The following is an 18,715-nucleotide window of genomic DNA, read 5'->3' on the forward strand; positions in this document are numbered from 1 at the left end:
TGATAAATGGCAAACCAAAAAATCCGTATCCGCCTGAAAGCGTATGATTACAGCCTGATCGACCGTTCGGCCCAAGAAATCGTTGAAACCGCCAAGCGTACCGGTGCCGTTGTTAAAGGCCCGATTCCGCTGCCGACCAAAATCGAGCGTTTCAACATTCTGCGTTCGCCGCACGTGAACAAAACTTCACGCGAGCAATTGGAAATCCGCACCCACCTGCGCCTGATGGACATCGTGGACTGGACCGACAAAACGACCGATGCTTTGATGAAACTCGACCTGCCCGCAGGTGTGGACGTAGAAATCAAAGTGCAGTAATTCAGGTTGTCAATCTGAACAAAACCCCGCAAGGCTTGGCTTTGCGGGGTTTTTTTAGACGGCCTGAGGCATTTTTAAAATTTGTTTAGGCCGAGACCTTTGCAAAAATACCTTGAAGCCGTCTGAAATATTCAACCATCGTCATACTCGGGCTTGAGCCGAGTATCCATCTTTTTGGTTTTCAGAAATTTTTTAAGAAAGTGAGATACTCGGCTCAAGCCCGATAATGATGTGCATACTTTTTTCTTCAGTTGATTAACCATAGAAATTTGAGAAACCGCAAATGCTGTTGAGGCCGTCTGAAACAATGCTTTCAGACGGCCTTCGGTTTGTGCGATAATCGGCCAAAGTTTACCGACCGCAAAGCCGCCATGTTTTCCGTTTGCCCATGCCGCCTTTTCAGCCGTGCTGCCCGCCGCAGCGGTTTTGCCGTTTTCCGACAATGCCCGTATCCACGGGCTTTTTTATGGAAAAAGGAAATGTCATGCCTAATCTGCTTTACCGTCAAAATGTGATTTCCATCTCCGATTTGAGCACGCCGCAGCTTGAGTTGCTGCTGCATACCGCGCTCAAGCTCAAGGCCGAGCCGCGCAGCGATTTGCTGGCAGGCAAGTTGATAGGCTCTTGTTTTTTCGAGCCTTCGACGAGAACGCGGCTGTCGTTTGAAACCGCCGTGCAGCGTTTGGGCGGCAAGGTGATCGGTTTTGCCGACGGTGCCAATACCAGCGCGAAAAAAGGTGAAACGCTGGCCGACACCGCCCGCATCATTTCCAGCTACACCGATGCGATTATCCAGCGCCACCCCAAAGACGGCGCCGCGCGCGTGCTGGCCGAGTTTTCGGATGTGCCGGTGATTAATGCGGGAGACGGCACCAACCAACACCCCAGCCAAACCCTGCTGGATTTGGTAACGATTTACGAAACGCAAGGCCGTCTGAACAATTTGAAAATCGCGATGGAGGGTGATTTGAAATACGGCCGCACCGTGCATTCGCTGGCGCAGGCGCTCAAGCGCTGGGGGTGCGAATTCGCTTTCGTGTCGCCGCCGAGCCTGGCCATGCCCGACTACATCACCGAAGAGTTGGACGAAGCCGGCTGCCGCTACCAGATTCTGCCGTCGCTCGAAGCGGCGGTGGAGTGGGCAGACATTCTTTATATGACCCGCGTGCAGCGCGAGCGTTTCGACGAGCAGGAATTTGCCAAAATCCAAGGCAAATTTAATTTGGACGCGTCTATGCTGGCCGGTGCCAAAAGCAATCTGCGCATCCTGCACCCTTTGCCGCGGGTGGACGAAATCCACCCCGATGTCGATGCCACCCCGTATGCCTATTATTTCGAGCAGGCCACCAACGGCGTGTATGCCCGCATGGCGATTTTATCGTTGATTTTGAACGAAGAAGTGTAAGGAGCGCATAATGAACAAGAAGCAATACAGCGTCGAGGCCATTCAAAGCGGCACCGTTATCGACCACATCCCTGCCGGCAAAGGGCTGGCGATTCTGCGCCAATTCAAGCTGCTGCACCCCGGCAATGCCGTTACCGTGGGCTTCAACCTGCCCAGCAAAAGCCACGGCAGCAAAGACATTATTAAAATTTCCGGCGTGCATCTTGATGAAAAAGCCGCCAACCGCCTGGCTTTGTTTGCGCCCGAAGCCACCGTTAATGTGATTGAAGACTTTCAAGTGGTTGAAAAACGCCACCTGAGCCTGCCCGAAACCATCAGTGAAGTGTTCCGCTGCCCCAATCCCAACTGCGCCAGCCACGGCGAGCCGGTGAAGAGCCGTTTTTATGTGAAAACCAAAGGCAGCCAAACCAAACTGAAGTGCCATTATTGCGAAAAAACCTATTCGCGCGAGTTTGTTACCGAGGCTTAGCAACGGTTTCGCCATACCCGGGCTTGGTTCGAGCAGCTCATGTTGCCGAAACTCAAGATATTCGAGCCAAGATCGGGTATAGCGTATGGTTTTTCTGAGATTGATTGGCCGGAATACGGCAGGGCACAGCAATCCGCAGTGGAAGTGCGTGAATTCACTATAAGCTTGCCAACACCGCCAAACTTATAATATAACGCCGGTTCAACCCACTCTTTCAGACGGCCTTCACCATGAAAAAAGATCATCTCAACACCCCCGATTTCGATGTTTGGCAGGCTATCCGCGAAGAAACCGAAGAAGCCGTGGCAGCCGAACCGCTGTTGGCCAGCTTTCTGCACCAAACCGTTTTGCGCCATGCCACAATCGATTCGGTTTTGGCCTACCATCTTTCCAGCAAACTTTCCAGCGCGATTATGGACGCGCGCGCATTGTTTGAAATGTATGTGCAGGCACTGAGCAGCGATCTGGCCATCATCGAAGCCGTCAAACTCGACTTGCTGGCTTGCTACGAGCGCGACCCCGCTTGCGACGAATATTCGCTGCCGCTCTTGTATTTCAAAGGCTTCCATGCGATTCAGGCGCACCGAATCAACCACTGGCTCTACATCAACGGCCGCAAAACCTTGGCGTATTTTCTGCAAAACCGCTCGTCTGAAGTGTTCGGCGTCGATATCCACCCCGCCGCCCGTTTCGGCAGCGGCCTGATGCTCGACCACGCCACAGGTTTCGTTGTGGGCGAAACCGCCGTTCTCGGTAACAACATCTCGATTCTGCACGGCGTAACGTTGGGCGGCTCGGGCAAAGAAAGCGGCGACCGCCACCCGAAAGTGGGCGACGGCGTGATGATAGGCGCCAACGCCTCGGTGCTCGGCAACATCCGCATCGGCGAGAATGCCAAAATCGGTGCCGGCAGCGTGGTAGTGGCCGATGTGCAGCCGCACACCACCGTTGTGGGCGTGCCCGCCAAACCAACCGGCAAGGTGGCGCACAACCCCGCCGTAGAAATGGATCAGAGCATAGGCTTTATGATTTGATTTTATCGGTTCGGCAGGCCGTCTGAAACGGTTCAGACGGCCTGCCGGCATATCCGCAAGGGGCGGCATTATTTATCAACCCTGTCTTGTAAAAATACAGCCCCGCCCATATAGTGCCGGAACACGCCCGCATCACACGATACGCATCAAGCGTATTAGAGAGGAACACCATGCAACCTATCACCATGTACACAGGCCCATCCTGCCCCTATTGCACCATGGCCAAGCAGTTTTTCAAATCGCTGGGCGTGGACAATATTACCGAAATCCGCGTCGACCAAAACCCCGCCGACTACACCGAAATGCAGCAACGCACCGGCCAGCGCAGCGTGCCGCAGATTTTTATCGGCCAAACCCATGTGGGCGGCTTTACCGATTTATACGCCCTGCATCAGAAAGGCGGGCTGGAAAGCCTTTTGGCAGGCGAATAAAATTTCCGCTGCACCGGCAGCATTGTTATCCTTTAAACGAACAGAAAGAAAACCATGAGCGAAGAACTGCAACCCGTATTCAGCATTGAAAAACTCTATGTAAAAGACTTGTCGCTGGAAGTGCCCCATGCGCCTACCATCTTTTTGGAGCAGGGCGAGCCGGAAGTGGATATGCGCGTTTCAACCGAAAGTGAAAAACTCGAAGAAGGCTTTCACGAAGTAACCGTAACCGTAACCGTAACCGCCAAGCTCGGCGACGAGCGCGTGATGTTTTTGAACGAAGTTTCGCAAAGCGGCATTTTCCGTTTGGAAAACATCCCCGACGAAGACGTCCAACTCTTGCTGGCCGTTGCCTGCCCCAACATTCTCTTCCCGTATGCCCGCGAAACCGTTTCCACCACCATTACCCGCGCAGGTTTCCCGCCCGTGCTGCTGGCGCCGATTAACTTCGAGGCGATGTATCAGCAAGCCCAAGAAGGCAATGCTTAAACCGTTTGGCAGCTGTCGAGGCCGTCTGAATTTTTCAGACGGCTTTCTATAGTGGATTAAAATAAGAATGCCGAAGTAGGGTAAAACGATTCTTTAGCATATCGCCCAATTGCAAGTTTGAATGCAGTTATTTCATTTCGGAGTTTTTATTTGAATTCACTATATATTAGAAATTATTGGTTATTTATCAGACAGCAGGTTGAGAAGAAATTGGCCTGAAACGCTTTGCGGCCAGTTTTCATCCAAGGGGGCGGTGATTTCATAATGCGTACCGCCGTAATCGAACGCCAGCTTCCAAGCGTGCAGAAACAGCCTTGCCGCGTCGGTGCCGCCGTAGAGCGTATCGCCCAGAATCGGGCTGCCGAGGCTTTTCATGGCAACGCGTAATTGGTGGGTTTTGCCGGTGTGTGGCTGTAACACAAACAGGCGCAGGCCGGGGGCGGCGCTGCGGCTGTAAAATTGTGTAATGGCCGGGTTGTGTGTGTCGCGGGTGAGCCTCCACGCGCCGCGCCGTGATTTTTCCATGCAGCCTTTTACCCAACCCTGCTTTTTGGCCGGTTTTTTGTCGCTCAAAGCCAAATAGGTTTTGCGTATGGTTTTGGCGGCGAACTGCTGTGCCAGCGCGGAGGCAGCTTTCTGATTCAAGGCCACCAGCAGCACGCCGCTGGTGGGCTGGTCCAAACGGTGCACCAGCCACACGCGCGGTACGCCGAGTTGGGCGGCTAGGGCGCGGGTGAGGCCGTCTGAACCGCCGTTGCGGTGCACGGCAACACCGTGCGGTTTGTTAATGGCTGCGAAGTCGTGATGGCGCAATAATACGGAAAACATTTTTCAGACGGCCTTTTATAGCGGATTCAATTACTTCGATACAAGGCAGCAAGCCGCAGACAATACAAGTAGTACGGCAAGGCGCAGCAACGCCGTAGCGAACGTTAAGTTAATCCGCTATGTTGCAGGGAAATGCCGTTGCCGGCCAGTGTTGCCGCACCCAAAATGCAGAAGAGGGCGCAGGCGGCGAGGCGCACGGCTTTAGCGGGGATTTTTTTTATCAGCGCTTCGCCCAGATACACCACCGGCGCATTGGCAAGCATCAGGCCGAGTATGCTGCCGGCCACCACCCAAAACATTTCTTGGTATTTGGCGGCCAAAAGCACGGTGGCAATCTGCGTTTTATCGCCGATTTCGGCCAGAAAAAACAGCACTGCGGTAGCACCGAACGCGCCGTATTTCAGCCAGCGGCTGTCGGGGCCGTCGGCTTTGTCGGGCAGGAGGAGCCACAGACCGACGGCGATAAAGCTCAGGCCGACAATCCATTTCATCATATCGGGCGACACGGTCTGCGCCAGCCACACGCCGAACACGGCAGAAACGGCGTGGTTGAGCAGGGTTGCCGCAAACATACCCGCCACAATCGCGTTTTTTTGGGCGAAACGGGCGGCGAGAAATAAGGCCAGCAATTGGGTTTTATCGCCGATTTCGGCAATGGCCACACCGAGGGTTGAAGAGAAAAAGGCTTCCATCGAGACACTCAAAACCGTTGCGGGCAAACCGAAAGCACAACAAACACCGCCCGCGAGGGGGTTTGCGTGCCTTAAGTCTTGCCTGTCTCCGGTTTCGGGCGGAGATACCGCTGCCATGCCTACAAGGCAATTGTGTTGACAACGGTTCCGGCCGCTTGAACGGGCCGGATGGCTACTCCCTTAAGGGAACGGGCGTATTATAGAGTGGCAGTTTCGATAAAACAACGAAAACGGTGCTTTATCGTGCAGCAAGGCAAAACGAGACAAGGCGGCGAAACAGCAGGCTGTGTAGGGTATAGTCAATTAACTTGAGATCTTTGCAAAAAAAAACAAATTCAAATCTGAAAACGTTTGTGTTTCGTCATTCCTGCCTGCGCGGGAATAGCGGTGATTTGATGTTTCAGACGGCCTAAACGACTTGCAAAGGCCTCAAATAATCGGTTTGAGACCTTTGCAAAATTCTTTTAGGCACCTAAAACACTTGCGTCATGCTCGGGCTTGACCCGAGTATGACGAAATATCATACATTCAGGATTAAAACGACTTTTTTGCAAAGGTCTCGGTTTAACTATCGGCAGCGCGGAACCGGTTCTGCCGGCGCAGCAAAAAGCCCGGCGGCAAACACCGTCGGGCTGCTTTTTGATGCGGAAGCGGTTAACGTTTGCGGCCGAAAATCAGCGACAACACGGCCAAAATCAAAAACGCGATAAACAGAATTTTGGCAATGCTTGCGGCGCTGCCGGCGATTCCGCCGAAGCCCAACACGGCGGCAATAATGGCGATAACAAAAAATATAACGGAATAGCGCAACATAACAGTCTCCTTTTCTTCTAATGTGTGGGGTTAAGCCCGCTGCGGGAACAGGGCTTGGTTCACCTTATCATAAAAATTACTTATTATGCAAAGTTGTTTGATATATAAGATATATTTCAAAACTATCGCTCAAGTAACCGCCTGCTGTTTTGCGGTTCGGCTAATGCTGCATATCCTTTATAATCCCTTTTATTTTCGATTATTTTTTCAGACGGCCTGATTATGTCCCAAACCCTGCTCCTTGTTGACGGCTCTTCCTATCTCTACCGCGCTTTTCACGCCATGGCGCCCTTAACCGCGCCCGACGGCACGCCCACGGGGGCGATGTACGGTGTATTGAATATGCTGCGCCGCCTGCGCGCCGATTATGTGCACGACTATTGCGCGGTGGTGTTCGATGCCAAAGGCAAAAACTTCCGCCACCAAATGTTTCCCGACTATAAAGCCACCCGCCCGCCGATGCCCGACGAATTGCGCCCGCAGGCGGAAATGCTGCCGGAAATGGTGCGACTGATGGGCTGGCCGGTGTTGGTGGTGCCCGATGTGGAGGCGGACGACGTAATCGGCACGCTCGCCAAACAGGGCGAAGCGGCGGGCTGGAACGTGGTGGTGTCCACCGGCGACAAAGACATGGCGCAATTGGTGAGCGAACACGTAACCCTCGTGAACACCATGAGCAACGAAAAGCTTGATATTGAAGGCGTGAAAGCCAAATTCGGCGTGCGCCCCGACCAAATCATCGACTACCTTGCGCTGATGGGCGACAAAGTGGACAACGTGCCCGGTGTGGAAAAATGCGGCCCGAAAACCGCGGTGAAATGGCTGGAACAATACGGCACCTTGCAGGGGGTGATGGAACACGCGGGCGAAATCAAAGGCAAGGTGGGCGAAAACCTGCAAGCCGCACTGGAGCAACTACCCTTGTCTTATCAACTGGTTACCATCAAAACCGATGTTGATTTGCATACAGAACTTTCAGACGGCCTCGAAAGCCTGCGCCGCAGCACGCCGAAATGGTCGCAACTGGCGGTGGAATTCAAACGGCTGAATTTCCGCACTTGGCTGAAAGAAGCCGAAGAGCGCATAAATGAAGGCAACGGCGATTTGTTCGGCGCCGCGCATATCGGCGAACAGGCCGCGCTGGCCGCCGAACAAAGCCTGTCTGAAAATGTTTCAGACGGCCTGCCGCAAACCGCCCCCGCGCCCGCCGTATTGAACTACCAAGCGGTTACCACCGAAGCGAAGTTTTCCGCCCTGCTGGACAGATTATCCCAAGCCGAAGCCATCGGCATCGACACCGAAACCACCTCGCTCAACCCGATGGAAGCGCGGCTGGTGGGCATCAGCATGGCTTTTGCCGCGGGCGACGCCGTATATATCCCGCTCGGCCACACCCCCACCGCCGCGCCCGAACAGCTTGATTTAAACGAGGTATTAGGCCGTCTGAAACCGCATTTGGAGAATGCGGAACTCAAAAAAATCGGCCAAAACCTCAAATACGACCAACACATTTTCGCCAATTATGATATTGCCTTAAACGGCATTGCCGGCGACGCCATGCTCGCCTCGTATATTCTCGAAAGCCACTTGGGGCACGGGCTGGACGAATTGGCCGAACGCTGGCTCGGCCTGCCAACCATCACCTACGAATCTCTGTGCGGCAAAGGTGCCAAACAAATCAGCTTTGCCGACGTGGCGCTGGAGCAGGCCACCGAATATGCCGCGCAAGACGCCGATTTCGCCCTGCGCATCGAAAGCTGGCTCAAAGCGCGCATGGATGCCAAACAGCTGGAAATGTATCAAAACATGGAGCTGCCCGTGGCCCAAGTGCTGTTTGAAATGGAACGCAACGGTGTATTAATCGACAAAAACGAACTCGCCCGCCAAAGCCACGAGCTGGGCAGCGAACTGTTGCAGCTCGAGCAGCAGGCCTACCAAATCGCCGGCCAGCCCTTCAACCTCAACTCGCCCAAACAATTGCAAGAAATCCTGTTCGACAAAATGGGCATTCCCACCAAAGGCCTGAAAAAAACCGCCTCCGGCGGCGTGTCCACCAACGAAGCCGTGCTCGAACAGCTCGCGCCCGACTATCCGCTGCCCAACATCATTCTGCAAAACCGCAGCCTGGCCAAGCTCAAGTCCACCTACACCGACAAGCTGCCCGAAATGATTAACGCACGCACCGGCCGCGTACACACCACCTACGCGCAGGCCGTGGCCATCACCGGCCGCTTGGCCAGCAGCAACCCCAACCTGCAAAACATCCCCATCCGCACGCCCGAAGGCCGCAAAGTGCGCCGCGCCTTTACCGCACCTTCAGGCAGCCTCATCGTATCGGCCGACTATTCGCAAATCGAATTGCGGATTATGGCGCACTTGAGCGGCGACAAAACCCTGCTCGAAGCGTTTAAAAACGGCGAAGACGTACACCGCCGCACCGCCGCCGAAGTGTTCGGCGTGCCGCCCGAAAACGTGAATGCCGACCAGCGCCGCTACGCCAAAACCATCAACTTCGGCCTGATTTACGGCATGGGCCAATACGGCTTGGCCAAATCGCTGGGCATCGACAACGTGTCAGCGAAAAACTTCATCGACCGCTACTTCGCCCGCTACCCCGGCGTGGCCGACTACATGCAGCGCACCAAAGAACAAGCCGCCGCGCAGGGCTATGTGGAAACCCTGTTCGGCCGCCGCCTCTACCTGCCCGACATCCACAGCAAAAACGGCAACGCCCGCGCCGGTGCCGAACGCGCCGCCATCAACGCGCCCATGCAGGGCACGGCCTCGGATTTAATCAAACGCGCCATGATCGCCGTGCGCAATTGGTTAATTTCAGACGGCCTGCAAAGCAAGCTGGTCATGCAGGTGCACGATGAATTGGTGTTGGAAGTGGCCGAAAGCGAATTGGATTTGGTGAAACAGAAACTGCCCGAGATTATGGCCGGCGTGGCCGAAGGACAGCTGGATGTGCCGCTGGTGGCCGAAGTGGGGCAAGGGGAGAATTGGGAAGCCGCTCACTAATGCAAATTTGGCTTTAAAATTGCAAACCGCTTTTTCAGACAAAACAGATTGGGTTGAAAAAGCTGATTCGTGCGACATTACAAGGGATAAATCATGACAACAGATGATTTGATTAAAGAAGGCGCAGAGCTGTTTGATGCACAAAAATATACCGAAGCCATTCAAAAGCTGAATAAGGCTTGGCATTCGATTTCAGATAAGGCCACTCATCTCCAGCAACAAAATGATGTCCAATTTTGGCTGGGACACTGTTATTTGGAACAGGCTCTGCAAACCAAAGAGATAACTTTATTTGGCCAAGCACGCGAACATTTCCAAAAACAATTGGCATTGGCCGAACAACTGGACGGAGACAACAACATTCAAGAGCAGACTTATGCCCAACACGGGCTGGGACGCTGTTCTTTGGAACAGGCTCTGCAAACCAAAGACGCAGCATTATTTGACCAAGCACGCGAACATTTCCAAAAACAATTGGCATTGGCCGAACAACTGGCTGGAAACAACGGCATTCAACAGCAAATTAATGCCCAATCTTGGCTGGGACGCTGTTATTTGGAACAGGCTCTGCAAACCAAAGACGCAGCCTTATTTGACCAAGCACGCGAACATTTCCAAAAACGATTGGCATTGGCTGAACAACTGGACGGAAACAACAGCATTCAAGAGCAGGTTTATGTCCAAGCTTTGCTGGGACACTGTTATTTGAAACAAACCAAACTTGAAACTTCACCCGATAAAGAAAAAATAGCACAAAGCAAAAAACATTTTGACCAAGCATTACAATTATTAGGCAAAATAGAAAGTTCAGTTCTCGATAGGGAATTAGAACCGGTCATTAAACGCCGTCTTAGAGAACTTGATTTTATAGCTGAAAAGTACGCAGACTATTTCAACAGCAAACAACAATATATCCAAGAGCAACTGCCTCGCTATTTAGACGGCCGTCTGAAAGAAAACCTTGCTGCTGTTTTGGCGGTATTAAGTATTTCCCCGATTGAATTCGACAAGCCGTTGGCGCATTACACCAGCCCGACGGTATGCGAAAAATTATTGGGTATCGGCCAGAAACAGGAAAATCAGGCAAAGATTGCCGTCAGCAAAATGCGGATGAACAGTTCCACCTATATGAACGACCCGTATGAAGGCCGAAGCCTGTCGGATTTTCTGGGCATTCATGAAGCGGCCTTGGAAAACCTGACCGAATGCAGCCCCCACAATGCCTTTTTCGCCTGCTTTTCCGCCCGCATCAACGATTTGAACCAGTTCCGCCTGTATGGAAAAGTCAGCAACACCGAAGCATCGGGCTGCTGCTTGGTATTCAATAAAAACGGCGACTGGATACAGGAACCCGATATTGCCGCTTCTTACCGACAATTAAACTCTGGCGGATTGGGTGTCGATAATATTAAAGAAGCAGCAGACATTCAGATGCCGTCTGAAAACCTGCCGCTATACCAAATCGCCTATATTTTTTATAGCGAAGAATATACGCAGCATGATGAATATGATGTGATGGACAGCGATGAAAATTTCGGTATCCGTTTGAAACCGATTAGTGATAACAAAAAATGGCATAAAGTCAGAGCAAAACGGCTTCAGACGGCCTTAAACCATTTACGCGAATATTTCCAAGATGCTGTTCAAAAAAAAGAAAAATCGCAAGAAAACAAAGCGGTTTTGGAATACATCCGCTATCTGTTTAAAGACTATGCCTTCCGCGATGAAGAAGAATTCCGCCTGCTGAAAATCGAAGAATCCGGCTCGGATAAAGTGCAATACTGCCACATCACCAACACCGCTTTTTTGGAATACGGCGATATTTGCGGCAAGCTGGACGAAGTGATTTTGGGCACCAACTACGAACGCACGCCCGATGGGCTGAAAGTGGAAGTGTTCCGCCATTTGCTCAAACGGAAAAAGCCGAATATCAAAGTATCGCATTCATCCCTGCCGATTAATCCGGCTGGGCGCTAGCAAGCGTAGCCTGTCTGCGTAGGGTATGTGCCAATGGCATGAATGTGTAACGATGGGCTGTAATTAAGAAAACACAACGCGTGCGTGCCGTTGGCTCGCACCCTACAAAGCGAAACACGGGTATAACCAAATACCAACCTTTTTAAACTCAATCGGTTTTTTTAAATCTTACAGGCCGTCTGAAAGCTATTTTTCAGACGGCCTGAGACCTTTTTAAGTCGCTTAGGCCGTCTGAAACATCCAATTACCAGTTACCGTCATTAGCTTCGCAGGTCCGCTGCGGGGGAATGACGAAATCAAACATTTCAGACGGCCTGAAGGCAGTTTTGCAAGGTCTCGGTTTTTTATCGGGGTTTCAACAGCCGTTTTGCGGTTTCGGGCAATGTTACAATTGCCGCTCTGCAAGCTGCACAGCCTGAAAAGCTGTGTTTTTAATTTAAACGGAATGTTATGAACCCTATTTTTATCGTTCTCCCGATTTTGCTGCTGTTGATGTTCGGTTTGGGCTTGACGTTTAAGCCGGCTGATTTTGCCGTTTTGCTGCGGCAGCCGAAGGCGGTGTTGGTGGGCACAGCGGCGCAGGTTGTGCTGCTGCCGCTGCTGGCGGCGGGGTTGGTTGGCTTGTTCGGGCCGGAGCCTTATTTGTTGGTGGGGCTGATGCTGATTGCCTGTTCGCCGGGCGGCACGTCGTCGAATATTTTTACTTCGGTTGCCCGGGGCGATGTGCCGCTGTCGGTAACGCTTACGGTGTTGAGCAGCATCATTACGGTGTTTACCATTCCGCCGGTGCTGCTGTATGCGTTTGATGCGGCGGGTTTGGGCGGCGCGGGGGCGGTGAAGCTGCCGGCGGGGCAGCTGCTGGTGCAGAATGTAGTGCTGGTGCTGCTGCCGGTGTTGCTGGGCATGGCGGTGCGCCGTTTTTGGCCCGATGGGGCGCAAAAGGTGAAAAAGGGGTTGGATAAGGCGGCGTTTCCGGCGCTGGTGGTGTTGGTGGTGGTGTTTTTTGCGGCTAACCGGCAGATTATCGTGCAGCATTTTATGTCTTTGGTGTGGATGGTGTCGGCGCTGATTTTGTCGGTGATGGCTTTGGGGGCGCTGCTGGCGGCGGTGTTCGGGCTGCCGGACAGGCAGCGGCGTACGATTGTGATTGAGGTGAGTATGCAGAATTCGGCGCAGGCGATTGCGGTGGCGGGCAGCCCGTTTGTGTTAAATAATGAGGCGTTTGCGCTACCGGCGGTGATTTATGCACTGATGATGAATGTGATTCTGCTGGCCTATATCGGTTGGTGTCGGTTGGCAAAGCCGTAAGGGCGCGGTATGCTTGGTTTTACAACGATGATAAATATTATGGCCGGTTGGTTTTGAAACGGTTTGGTGCGGTTTGGTTTGGCTGCGCGATGTTTTGTTTCGGGTTGGGAGGCTGTATTTTTTAAAGGAGCACAAATGATGAAAAAACGTTTTTTGGCACTGTTGTGTATGGCTTTGGCTGCGGGCTGGGTTCATGCCGATGCGGGCGATATTAAGGCGCGCCGGCAATATATGAAAGAGTGGCGCGGTTTGAATAAGAAAATGGGCGATATGCTTAAGAAGAGCGATGCGCAGTCGTTTCCGGCCAGGGAGTTTGCCGCGCTGGCGGCGCAGTTGAACGAAACGGCGGGCGAGCCGTGGAAGCATTATGGCGCAGGCAGCAACGGCAGCGGTTCGGATGCGAAAGCTGCGGTGTGGGAAAACCCGCAGGCGTTTCAGGCGGCCATCAAGCGGTTTAATGATGCGGCGGCGGCGCTGAATCAGGCGGCGCAACGCGGGGATTATGCTGCGGTTAAGGCTTCGTTCGGCCAAGTGGGGCAAAGCTGCAAGGCCTGCCATAAGGATTTTAAAGATTGAGGTGTTGCGGAAGTTTCAGGCCGGAGATTTGAGCATTTCAGACGGTCTTAAGGAGTTTGCACAGGCCTGCGGCCTGTGCAAAATTTCTTTCCGCATCTTAAAACCTCTGCGTCATGCTCGGGCTTGGCCCGGGCATCTTCTTGCTTCAAAAGGAATAACAGACACTCGGGTCAAGTCCGGGCATGGCGGAATAAAAACATTTTCAGGAGCAAACCGGCTTTTGCAAAGGTCTCTGCCCATATGGCTTTGGCTAAGGTTTCGGCTTGCGGGGAAGGGCGCTGGGGCCGGCAAAATTGATGGTGAAAAAACTTTTGGGGATTTTGCCCACGGTTTTCGCACCAAAGAAAAAGAGGCCGTCTGAAACCCCTTTTCAGACGGCCTATCCCACTACAAAACAACGAGTTATTATTTTGGTTGTTTATTCCACACGTTCGCCGTGGATGTTCAAATCCAAGCCTTCGCGTTCTATATCGCGTTCCACGCGCAGGCCGCCGCAAACGATGCTGACCACTTTCAGAATCACAAAGCTCATCACGCCGCTGTAAACGATGGTGGTGAGGGCGTCTTTCAGTTGAATCAGCACTTGTTTGCCGATAACCGCATCGCCGCCGAAAATCTGGTTGTTGAACACCAAGCCGGTCAGCACGGCACCGATCAGGCCGCCGAAACCGTGGATGCCGAAGGCGTCGAGCGAATCGTCGTAGCCGAGTTTGCGTTTCAGAATCACGGAAGCCCAGTAACAGCCGGCGGCAGTAACGATGCCGATAACCAGCGCGCCTTTTGGATCGACAAAACCTGCGGCGGGGGTGATGCCCACCAAGCCTGCCACCGCGCCCGAAGCCAAGCCTAAGGCAGAGGGTTTGTGGCCGACCAGTTTTTCACACAGCAGCCAAACCAGTGCGCCGGTGGCGGCGGCGATTTGGGTAACGGCCATCGCCATGCCTGCGGAAGCGTTGGCGGCCACGGCCGAGCCGGCGTTGAAACCGAACCAGCCAACCCACAGCATGGCGGCGCCAACCAGCGTGAAGGCCATATTGTGCGGCGGCATGGATTCTTTGCCGTAACCCACGCGTTTGCCTAAAACCAGCGCGGCTACCAAACCGGCCACGCCGGCATTGATGTGCACTACTGTGCCGCCTGCGTAGTCAAACACGCCGCCCGTACTCATAAAGCCGCCGCCCCACACCCAGTGTGCCGTCGGTACATAAACGAGCAGCATCCACAGGCCAGAAAACAGCATCATGGCCGAATATTTCATGCGTTCGGCAAATGCGCCCGCGATAATGGCGGTGGAAATCACGGCGAAAGTCATTTGAAAAAACATAAACACCGCTTCGGGTACGCTGCCGGCATTGGGCGACACGGTAACCATTTCTTTGGCCACATCCAAACTCATGCCGTTGAGCAGCACGCGCTCCAAGCCGCCGATAAAGGCGTTGCCGGGCGTAAAGGCCAGCGAATAGCCGATTAACATCCACAACACGCTCACCAATGCGCCGACGGAAAAACTGTGCATCATGGTGGAGAGCAGGTTTTTCTTGCGCACCATGCCGCCGTAAAACAATGCCAGGCCGGGCAGCGTCATAAACAGAACCAACACGGCCGAAGTCATCACCCATGCGGTGTCGCCCGAGTTGATTGCGGAAAAAGGCTGCCACCAACCGTCGGTTTCGGCGGCCGAGGCGGCGGCGGGGTAAAGCAAGACAAGGGGAAGGATTTTCAACGCATTCATTTTGCAGTTCCTATATCAAAATATTTGTTGCCGTAAGTTAGGGGTAATAAAACTACACGGCTTCGTTACCGGTTTCGCCGGTGCGGATACGGATAACCTGTTCGACCGGGCTGACGAAAATTTTGCCGTCGCCCACTTTGCCGGTGCGGGCTGTGGTGATGATGGCTTCGGTTACCCGTTCCACTTCATCGTCGGCCACCACGATATCCAATTGCACTTTCGGAAGGAAATCCACCGCATATTCTGCGCCGCGGTAAATTTCGGTATGGCCTTTTTGGCGGCCGAAGCCTTTCACTTCGGTAACGGTAATGCCCTGAATGCCTATGTCGCTTAAGGCTTCGCGCACGTCGTCCAATTTAAACGGTTTGATCATGGCCGTAATTTTTTTCATGGTACACCCCTGAGACATTGTTGACAATTTAACAAAAACTCACAAACCAAACCATACCGAAAAAAGGTCGGCGTGCAATAGATTGTCAACAATTTTACAAAAAATTTTTCAGACGGCCTTGATTGGCTCGCACATGTATTGATTTTTCTCGGTGTAATGGGCGTAGATTTGTTTCTTGCTTTTTACTCTCCTGGTATATCGTTAGTAGCAAAATAAATTTATGTTTGCAGCGTTTTACAGAAAGTTTTTGAAATACCGCAACACAGGCGGCGCGAGCGGCCTCTAAACCTTTAGGGCGGCACGGCTGTCGGGTATAATCCGCATTTTTCCGTCCGACAACTCCCTTCGGAGAACCGTTCATGTTAGTTTGCAATCCCTATGAAATCGTGATTCACGGCACCACCGGCAACGGCAAGGTTTTCCGCCCCAGCGACTGGGCGGAGCGTTTGTGCGGCATTCTGTCGTCGTTCGATAAAGGCAACCGCCTGTCTTACCACGAATGGGTGCGTCCGATTCTGGTTGATAAGGTCCGCTGCGTGGCGGTGGATAAAAAACTGGAAGAAATCAACCCGCCGATGTTCCGTTTTCTGATGGACTTTGCCGCCGATAACGATTTGCGCGTGATGGACTGTAAAACCTTGATAGACGAGCAGGCGCAAGAAGAAGCCGGCGCAGTGCAGGAGCGCGTGTCGCTGTCGCAGGCTATCCAAGAAAAACAAGCAGCCGAACAACAGGCTGCAGCGGTCGAGGCCGCACCGGTGGAGAGCGTGTTGCGAGAAATCGGTGCAGACGACACCGCAGTTGCTTTCGCTGCCCTGAGCATATTGCGCTCGGGTATCACCGATGTGGCACGCTTCGTGGAGCAGGTCAACACGCAACAGCGGCCGCAAGGCTACCGCCTGTTCGGTATTTTTGAAGAAGGGAAGGCCAATGCCGTGGCCGTTTGCGGCTTCCGCGAGCAAACCAACCTTGCCGGCGGCCGCCACATCCATATCGACGACATCGTAACCATTCCCCACGGCCGCAGCAAAGGCTATGCCGCCCGCCTGCTGGCAGAAGTGCGCCGTATCGCCGCAGAAGAAGGAATAGATAAAATCCAGGTTTGGTCGGATGTGGGCAGCGAGCGTACACCGGCGCACCGTCTGTATTTTGAAAACGGTTTTGAAATTGATGCGTTTCACTTTTCCTGTAAAATCAACGGCTGAATTCTGTGCCAAGGTGGGGTTGGCCGAACTTTATATATAAAGGAAACATTATGAAAGCCCTGTGTTCCGCCCTTATCGTTTTATTGCTGGCAGCCTGCGCGCAGCCCGGCACCGGCGGCCAAAACGAAATTTACGGCGAAATAAAAGGCGGTGTGGAAACCTCGCATACCCGTATCAGCAGGTAAAACTGCCGGAAGTTATATTAAGCTTGGAGGCCGTCTGAAAAACCCGGGTTGTATGAACCGCATTTTCAGACGGCCTCGGAGCGAATAAACCAAGCCGGCCCGAAAATAAATAAAGCCTGAAATTCGGCTTTGAAAACAAAGTTTTTCTTGTAAGGTGTTTCCGAGCTGTGTTATAGTGCGCTGCTTGGCATTGTGCCAAGTATGTTTTTTGTGCAATGGCCGATCAATCGTAATCGGCCCCTTTAATTAAAAAGGAAAATAATCATGACTTTAGGTCTGGTTGGGCGCAAAGTGGGCATGACCCGCGTGTTTAACGAACAGGGTGCTTCTGTTCCGGTAACCGTGTTGGATATGTCTGCCAACCGCGTCACTCAAGTGAAATCCGAAGATGCCGACGGTTATACTGCCGTTCAGGTTACCTTCGGTCAGAAAAAAGCAAACCGCGTCAACAAAGCCGAAGCCGGCCACTTTGCCAAAGCAGGTGTGGAAGCAGGTCGCGGATTGGTTGAATTTGCTGTTTCTGCGGAAAAATTGGGCGAGCTGAAGGCGGGTGACGAAATTACCGTTGCCATGTTTGAAGCCGGCCAATTGGTCGATGTAACCGGTACCTCCAAAGGTAAAGGTTTCTCAGGCACCATCAAGCGCCACAACTTCGGCGCGCAACGTACCTCCCATGGTAACTCGCGTTCACACCGCGTTCCCGGTTCTATCGGTATGGCGCAAGACCCCGGCCGTGTATTCCCGGGCAAGCGTATGGCCGGCCAATACGGCAACACCAAGGCAACCGTTCAAAATCTGGAAGTTGTGCGCGTGGATGCCGAGCGCCAGCTGCTGCTGGTTAAGGGTGCTGTTCCCGGTGCGGTAAACAGCGATGTTGTGGTACGTCCCAGCGTGAAAGTAGGTGCGTAATGGAATTAAAAGTAATTGATGCTAAAGGGCAGGTTTCAGGCAGCTTGGCTGTTTCTGATGCTTTGTTCGCCCGTGAATACAATGAAGCGTTGGTTCATCAGCTGGTTACTGCTTTCTTGGCAAACGCCCGTTCAGGCAACCGTGCCCAGAAAACCCGTGCGGAAGTGAATCACTCCACTAAAAAACCGTGGCGTCAGAAAGGTACCGGCCGTGCTCGTTCCGGTATGACTTCTTCTCCGCTGTGGCGTAAAGGTGGCCGTGCGTTTCCGAACAAACCCGACGAAAACTTCACCCAAAAAGTTAACCGCAAAATGTACCGCGCCGGTATGGCGACTATTCTGTCGCAACTGGCCCGTGACGAGCGTCTTTTCGCTATTGATGCGTTAACCGCCGAAACACCGAAAACCAAAGTGTTTGCGGAACAGGTGAAAAATCTGGGTTTGGAACAGGTTTTGTTTGTTACCAAGCAGTTGGATGAAAATGTTTATCTGGCTTCGCGCAATTTGCCTAACGTACTGGTTTTGGAAGCACAGCAAATTGATCCTTACAGCTTGCTGCGTTACAAAAAAGTAGTGATGACCAAAGATGCGGTTGCACAGTTAGAGGAGCAATGGGTATGAATCAGCAACGTTTGACTCAAGTGATTTTGGCACCTGTTGTTTCTGAAAAAAGCAATTTGTTAGCCGAAAAACGCAATCAGATGACTTTCAAAGTATTGCCGAATGCAACCAAGCAGGAAATCAAAGCTGCCGTCGAGTTGCTGTTTGGTGTGGAAGTGGCTTCTGTAACCACCACTACCACCAAAGGCAAAACCAAACGTTTTGGCCGCACCATCGGCCGTCGCAGCGATGTGAAAAAAGCTTATGTTAGCTTGGCTGCCGGTCAGGAGTTGGATTTGGAAGCTGCTGCGGCAACTGCAGATAAGGAATAAG

General features: G+C 52.7%; 22 protein-coding genes. 16 read left to right on the forward strand and 6 right to left on the reverse strand.

From position 1 onward, the window contains the following. Positions 1-6: 6 nt before the first annotated feature. Positions 7-318, forward strand: coding sequence for a 30S ribosomal protein S10 (rpsJ, locus tag H3L92_RS12530; RefSeq protein ID WP_002642322.1), 312 nt, complete (start codon positions 7-9; stop codon positions 316-318). Positions 319-449: 131 nt separating this feature from the next. Here the strand turns inward: rpsJ and H3L92_RS12535 are convergent, their stop codons facing one another. Further along, complete coding sequence (locus H3L92_RS12535; RefSeq protein WP_085365334.1) at positions 450-761, reverse strand: hypothetical protein; 312 nt, start codon at positions 759-761, stop codon at positions 450-452. Between the two features lie 41 nt (positions 762-802). Here H3L92_RS12535 and pyrB point away from each other — a divergent pair, with 41 nt between their 5' ends. From pyrB to secB, 5 genes are all read left to right on the forward strand, one after another. Further along, the gene (gene pyrB, locus H3L92_RS12540; protein WP_085365335.1) at positions 803-1,723 is read left to right on the forward strand and encodes an aspartate carbamoyltransferase; all 921 of its coding nucleotides are present in this window, start codon (positions 803-805) and stop codon (positions 1,721-1,723) included. Between the two features lie 10 nt (positions 1,724-1,733). Next, positions 1,734-2,192, forward strand: a complete 459-nt coding sequence (pyrI, locus tag H3L92_RS12545; protein WP_085365336.1) for an aspartate carbamoyltransferase regulatory subunit — start codon at positions 1,734-1,736, stop codon at positions 2,190-2,192. A gap of 230 nt (positions 2,193-2,422) precedes the next feature. Continuing rightward, positions 2,423-3,226, forward strand: a complete 804-nt coding sequence (gene cysE / locus H3L92_RS12550) for a serine O-acetyltransferase (protein WP_085365337.1) — start codon at positions 2,423-2,425, stop codon at positions 3,224-3,226. Positions 3,227-3,396: 170 nt separating this feature from the next. Next, complete coding sequence (grxC, locus tag H3L92_RS12555; RefSeq protein WP_085365338.1) at positions 3,397-3,657, forward strand: glutaredoxin 3; 261 nt, start codon at positions 3,397-3,399, stop codon at positions 3,655-3,657. 54 nt (positions 3,658-3,711) lie between these two features. Beyond that, positions 3,712-4,146 (forward strand): protein-export chaperone SecB, encoded by a 435-nt coding sequence (gene secB / locus H3L92_RS12560; protein ID WP_085365339.1) that lies wholly within the window; start codon positions 3,712-3,714, stop codon positions 4,144-4,146. Positions 4,147-4,326: 180 nt separating this feature from the next. On the opposite strand, the gene H3L92_RS12565 is transcribed toward secB, so the two are convergent. From H3L92_RS12565 to H3L92_RS12575, 3 genes are all read right to left on the reverse strand, one after another. Continuing rightward, positions 4,327-4,974, reverse strand: a complete 648-nt coding sequence (locus H3L92_RS12565) for a TIGR01621 family pseudouridine synthase (protein WP_085365340.1) — start codon at positions 4,972-4,974, stop codon at positions 4,327-4,329. 104 nt (positions 4,975-5,078) lie between these two features. Beyond that, a complete protein-coding gene (locus tag H3L92_RS12570) occupies positions 5,079-5,666 on the reverse strand; it encodes a TMEM165/GDT1 family protein (RefSeq protein ID WP_085365341.1) in 588 nt (195 codons plus the stop codon). Between the two features lie 654 nt (positions 5,667-6,320). Further along, positions 6,321-6,479, reverse strand: coding sequence for a DUF1328 domain-containing protein (locus H3L92_RS12575; protein ID WP_085365342.1), 159 nt, complete (start codon positions 6,477-6,479; stop codon positions 6,321-6,323). A 222-nt stretch (positions 6,480-6,701) separates the two neighbouring features. On the opposite strand from H3L92_RS12575, the gene polA reads away from it, so the two are divergent. From polA to H3L92_RS12600, 5 genes are all read left to right on the forward strand, one after another. Then, positions 6,702-9,500, forward strand: a complete 2,799-nt coding sequence (polA, locus tag H3L92_RS12580) for a DNA polymerase I (protein ID WP_085365343.1) — start codon at positions 6,702-6,704, stop codon at positions 9,498-9,500. A 93-nt stretch (positions 9,501-9,593) separates the two neighbouring features. Further along, a complete protein-coding gene (locus tag H3L92_RS12585; protein WP_085365344.1) occupies positions 9,594-11,477 on the forward strand; it encodes a tetratricopeptide repeat protein in 1,884 nt (627 codons plus the stop codon). Between the two features lie 450 nt (positions 11,478-11,927). Then, positions 11,928-12,785: a bile acid:sodium symporter family protein gene (locus tag H3L92_RS12590; RefSeq protein ID WP_085365345.1), complete on the forward strand. Its 858-nt coding sequence runs from the start codon at positions 11,928-11,930 to the stop codon at positions 12,783-12,785. Between the two features lie 135 nt (positions 12,786-12,920). Further along, entirely contained in the window at positions 12,921-13,361 is a 441-nt protein-coding gene (locus H3L92_RS12595; protein WP_245945443.1) for a c-type cytochrome, read from the forward strand. Between the two features lie 28 nt (positions 13,362-13,389). Continuing rightward, positions 13,390-13,722 (forward strand): hypothetical protein, encoded by a 333-nt coding sequence (locus tag H3L92_RS12600; protein ID WP_143824314.1) that lies wholly within the window; start codon positions 13,390-13,392, stop codon positions 13,720-13,722. A gap of 57 nt (positions 13,723-13,779) precedes the next feature. On the opposite strand, the gene H3L92_RS12605 is transcribed toward H3L92_RS12600, so the two are convergent. Together H3L92_RS12605 and H3L92_RS12610 are read right to left on the reverse strand one after the other, a co-directional pair. Continuing rightward, positions 13,780-15,093: an ammonium transporter gene (locus tag H3L92_RS12605; protein WP_085365347.1), complete on the reverse strand. Its 1,314-nt coding sequence runs from the start codon at positions 15,091-15,093 to the stop codon at positions 13,780-13,782. 52 nt (positions 15,094-15,145) lie between these two features. Further along, complete coding sequence (locus H3L92_RS12610; protein ID WP_085365348.1) at positions 15,146-15,484, reverse strand: P-II family nitrogen regulator; 339 nt, start codon at positions 15,482-15,484, stop codon at positions 15,146-15,148. A gap of 359 nt (positions 15,485-15,843) precedes the next feature. On the opposite strand from H3L92_RS12610, the gene H3L92_RS12615 reads away from it, so the two are divergent. From H3L92_RS12615 to rplW, 5 genes are all read left to right on the forward strand, one after another. Continuing rightward, complete coding sequence (locus H3L92_RS12615) at positions 15,844-16,689, forward strand: GNAT family N-acetyltransferase (protein ID WP_085365349.1); 846 nt, start codon at positions 15,844-15,846, stop codon at positions 16,687-16,689. Positions 16,690-16,739: 50 nt separating this feature from the next. Further along, entirely contained in the window at positions 16,740-16,874 is a 135-nt protein-coding gene (locus H3L92_RS13485; protein WP_259345787.1) for a hypothetical protein, read from the forward strand. 264 nt (positions 16,875-17,138) lie between these two features. Continuing rightward, positions 17,139-17,783, forward strand: a complete 645-nt coding sequence (gene rplC / locus H3L92_RS12620; protein WP_085365351.1) for a 50S ribosomal protein L3 — start codon at positions 17,139-17,141, stop codon at positions 17,781-17,783. Continuing rightward, positions 17,783-18,403, forward strand: a complete 621-nt coding sequence (gene rplD / locus H3L92_RS12625; RefSeq protein ID WP_085365352.1) for a 50S ribosomal protein L4 — start codon at positions 17,783-17,785, stop codon at positions 18,401-18,403. The genes rplC and rplD overlap by 1 nt, the downstream gene beginning before the upstream one ends. Next, entirely contained in the window at positions 18,400-18,714 is a 315-nt protein-coding gene (gene rplW, locus H3L92_RS12630; protein WP_174222532.1) for a 50S ribosomal protein L23, read from the forward strand. The genes rplD and rplW overlap by 4 nt, the downstream gene beginning before the upstream one ends. Position 18,715 lies beyond the last annotated feature (1 nt).

Origin of the sequence: Neisseria dentiae (assembly GCF_014055005.1) — a bacterium.
Lineage (GTDB): Bacteria > Pseudomonadota > Gammaproteobacteria > Burkholderiales > Neisseriaceae > Neisseria > Neisseria dentiae.